This window comes from Azospirillum sp. B4 (assembly GCF_000333275.1).
In the GTDB taxonomy this organism is placed as follows: Bacteria; Pseudomonadota; Alphaproteobacteria; order Azospirillales; family Azospirillaceae; genus Nitrospirillum.
In genome coordinates this window covers 1-3095 of record NZ_BACU01000087.1, presented here as the reverse complement: position 1 = coordinate 3095, position 3095 = coordinate 1, and the positions used below count along the sequence as shown (strand labels likewise).

The 3095-nt window shown below is 65.9% G+C and carries 5 protein-coding genes; 2 read left to right on the top strand and 3 right to left on the bottom strand.

The features are described 5' to 3' along the window. On the bottom strand, window positions 1-348 hold a 348-nt coding region (locus I55_RS04270; RefSeq protein WP_252181005.1), incomplete at its 3' end, for a flagellar basal body P-ring protein FlgI. 408 nt (window positions 349-756) lie between these two features. Between I55_RS04270 and I55_RS04265 the strand changes: the two genes are divergently transcribed. Together I55_RS04265 and dksA are read left to right on the top strand one after the other, a co-directional pair. Then, a complete protein-coding gene (locus tag I55_RS04265; RefSeq protein ID WP_044559266.1) occupies window positions 757-1179 on the top strand; it encodes a flagellar assembly protein FliX in 423 nt (140 codons plus the stop codon). Between the two features lie 266 nt (window positions 1180-1445). Beyond that, window positions 1446-1865: an RNA polymerase-binding protein DksA gene (gene dksA / locus I55_RS04260; protein WP_044559265.1), complete on the top strand. Its 420-nt coding sequence runs from the start codon at window positions 1446-1448 to the stop codon at window positions 1863-1865. A 195-nt stretch (window positions 1866-2060) separates the two neighbouring features. On the opposite strand, the gene flgH is transcribed toward dksA, so the two are convergent. Both flgH and flgA read right to left on the bottom strand, forming a co-directional pair. Continuing rightward, a complete protein-coding gene (gene flgH / locus I55_RS04255) occupies window positions 2061-2816 on the bottom strand; it encodes a flagellar basal body L-ring protein FlgH (protein WP_044559264.1) in 756 nt (251 codons plus the stop codon). Between the two features lie 11 nt (window positions 2817-2827). Next, the coding region (gene flgA / locus I55_RS04250) for a flagellar basal body P-ring formation chaperone FlgA (RefSeq protein WP_044559263.1) at window positions 2828-3095 on the bottom strand (268 nt) is incomplete at its 5' end.

The window sequence follows — 3095 nt, the reverse complement described above, 5'->3', positions numbered from 1 at the left end:
CGCCCTGCGGCTCTTGGCGTCGCCCAGCGTGCCGACCTGCACGTCGATGCGCGTGCCCTGCGCCGCGAACGGGGGCAGGGTGGCCGTCACCATCACCGCCGCCACGTTCTTGGTGGTCAGCGTGGTCCCGCGGATGTTCACGCCCAGGCGTTCCAGCATGCCGTACAGGCTTTGCTGGGTGAACGGGGCGTTGTTGATGGTGTCGCCAGTGCCGTTCAGGCCGACGACCAGGCCGTAGCCCACCAAAACGTTGTCGCGCACGCCTTCCACATCCACGATGTCCTTCAGGCGCGATTGCGCGCTGGCCGGCTGGGATGCGCCCAGGGCCAGCAGCAGGGCGGCGGCCATCACGGCGGCGGCGCGCTTCAGGCGGGCGCCCAAGGCGGCGGGACGGTTGGGGCTGTACGTGAACACGGGCGGGATACTCCCTGAAACAGATGCCGCTCCCCTAGCGAACTTCATGCCAACTCCACCATGCGCGCAAATCCGCTGAAATCCCAGCCGCGGCCTGGGGAACAAGGGCGGCACGCCGGCGGTTGGTGGGGCAAGGCGCCGGGAATGCCGGTCCCGGCGGCGGAATATCCCCGGCAAAATTTGCCCTATGCGCATCTTCCCCACGGGTGGTAACAATAAGACAGGCCGCAGGTCCGCCAAACCGGTGGAGTTGCCCCGTTTTCAGGTCCGCCGGGCCCGGATGTGGGGTGATGGCCCCGGGTTCGTCCGGGCGGCCGGCACAGATTGCGGTGGCGGCACGATATGAAGATCCAAGGTCCCGGTTCCTCCCTCCCCACCAGCCAGACGCGCAAAACGCAACGGGCCGGCGGCGACAGCTTTCGCGCCCAGGTGTCGGAAGGCGACGGTGATGAGGGCGCGAAGTCCGTCACCGGCGCGCAGACCGCCATGGCCATCACCCCCCTGCTGGCGTTGCAGGAGGTGGACGATGCCCTGAATTCCAAGCGCAAGGCCCGCCAGCGGGCGGAGACCCTGCTGGACAAGCTGGAAGAGTTGCGGCTGGGCCTGCTGGCGGGCACCTATCCGCGCGAACGCCTGCAGGATCTGGTGCGCCTGGTGCAAAGCCGGCGCGACACCGTCACCGATCCGCGGATGCAGGAAGTGCTGGACGAGATCGACCTGCGGGCGCAGGTGGAACTGGCCAAATTCGAATCGGCCTCGCGCTGACGGGGATTTGGGGGCCTGCCGCCGGGCACTGGCCCCCCCGTGGCCGTCGTGCGCGCCAACCACAGGCGAACAGTCCTATCCTCATGAGCTTAAGCCCGTCGTCCAAACGGACGGGCCCATCGGGCTTTGGGCGGGTATCCTCACAATTTCCATCCGTTTCAGTGACTTAAACCTCGCGTGCGCGGCCTGCGCTCAGTATTGCGGGTTGCGCGCGCTCTCCCTATACTCCGCGCCGTCTCGACCACACTGGACTCGGACCAAAACATATGTCGTCTCCGATACTTCCCCCGGATTACCGCCCATCCGAGGATGAGCCGTACATGAGCCCCGTGATGACGGAGTACTTCCGTCAGAAGCTGCTGCAATGGCGTTCGGAACTTCTCAAGGAGTCCACCGAAACGCTGGTGAACCTGCAGGACGGTGGCATCCAGGAGCCGGACATCGCCGACCGCGCCTCGGCTGAAACCGACCGCTCGCTGGAACTGCGCACGCGGGACCGTGAGCGCAAGCTGATCAGCAAGATTGACGAGGCCATCGAGCGAATCGAATTGGGCGAATACGGCTATTGTGAGGAAACGGGTGAGCCCATCGGCGTCCGCCGTCTGGAGGCCCGCCCCATCGCCACCCTGTCCGTGGAAGCGCAGGAACGGCATGAGCGCATTGAGCGCACCCAGCGCGATGACTGACGGTCGCTGGCGGACAGAGCCTGAATAAAAGAAGAGGGCCGGTGCATATGACACCGGCCCTTTTTTAGTTTGTTCGAGGTCAGCAGATGTCCACCCAAAGCCCCGTGGACGTGAGGGCGACTAACTCAGAGCGCCTAACCAGGCGAAAATGGAAGGAAGGGCCCGGTGGTGGGGGCGCCGCCGGGTGGACTATCGTCAGAAGGGCAGGAGGACATCCAGCAGCTGCTGGCCATAGCGTTCCTGCTGCACGTCGGTGATTTGGCCGCGGCCGCCGTAGGAGATGCGGGCTTCGGCGATTTTCTCATAGGAGATGGCGTTGGTGTTGTCGATGTCCTCGGGCCGGATGATGCCCTGGATGGTCAGCTCGCGCAGTTCGTAGTTCACGCGCACCTCCTGCTTGCCCTGGATGACCAGGTTGCCGTTGGGCAGCACCTGGGTGATGAGGGCGGCGATCTTCAGGTCGATCTGTTCGGAACGGGCGACGGTGCCCTTGCCGTCGGATGCCTTGGCGCTGGTGGTCGACACCAGGCTGGAGGCGGAGGTGGCGGAGTTCAGCACCTTGGGAATCTGGGCTTCCAGGCCGAAGAAGTTCGGCATGCCCATGCTGTCGGAATTGGCGCGCGACCGCTTGGTCTCATCCGACACGTTGGCGCTGTCGTTGATGGAGATCGAGATGGTCAGGATGTCACCGGTCTGGCTGGCGCGCTGGTCCTTGAAGAAGGCGCGGGCGCCCGGACGCCACAGCGAGTTGGCCTGGCGCTCCAGCACCGGCGGGGTGGGCATGGGCATGCGCACCGGCTGGTAGCCCTTCTGCGCCGTCGGGTCGGATAGGTTGCTCATGTCCGGCGCCTTGCCGATGTTGTTGATGCGGTCGACGGCGCCGCAGCCGCTCAAGGCCACGGTGGCGACGGTGGCGATGAGGAGAGCGCGGATGGTGGAAGGCACAGGCATGATGTCTCTCCTCAATTCAGGGCGGCGGTGCGGGTGGCGCGGCCGGATTGGTACTGGGGGGCCTGACCCACGGGGGCTTGGGCCGTGGGCTGCACCATGACAAGGTCGGGGCCGGCGACCCGGGCATCGATGGTCCGGTTGCTGGCTGTGTTGGTGACGCGGATGATCTCGTTGATGCCGCCTTCGGTCTGGGCGCGGCCCTGGACCGTCAGGGTCATGTTGCCGGACCGCAGCATCATGGTGACCAGGGCGCCGCGGCTGACCACCACCGCGCCCGCA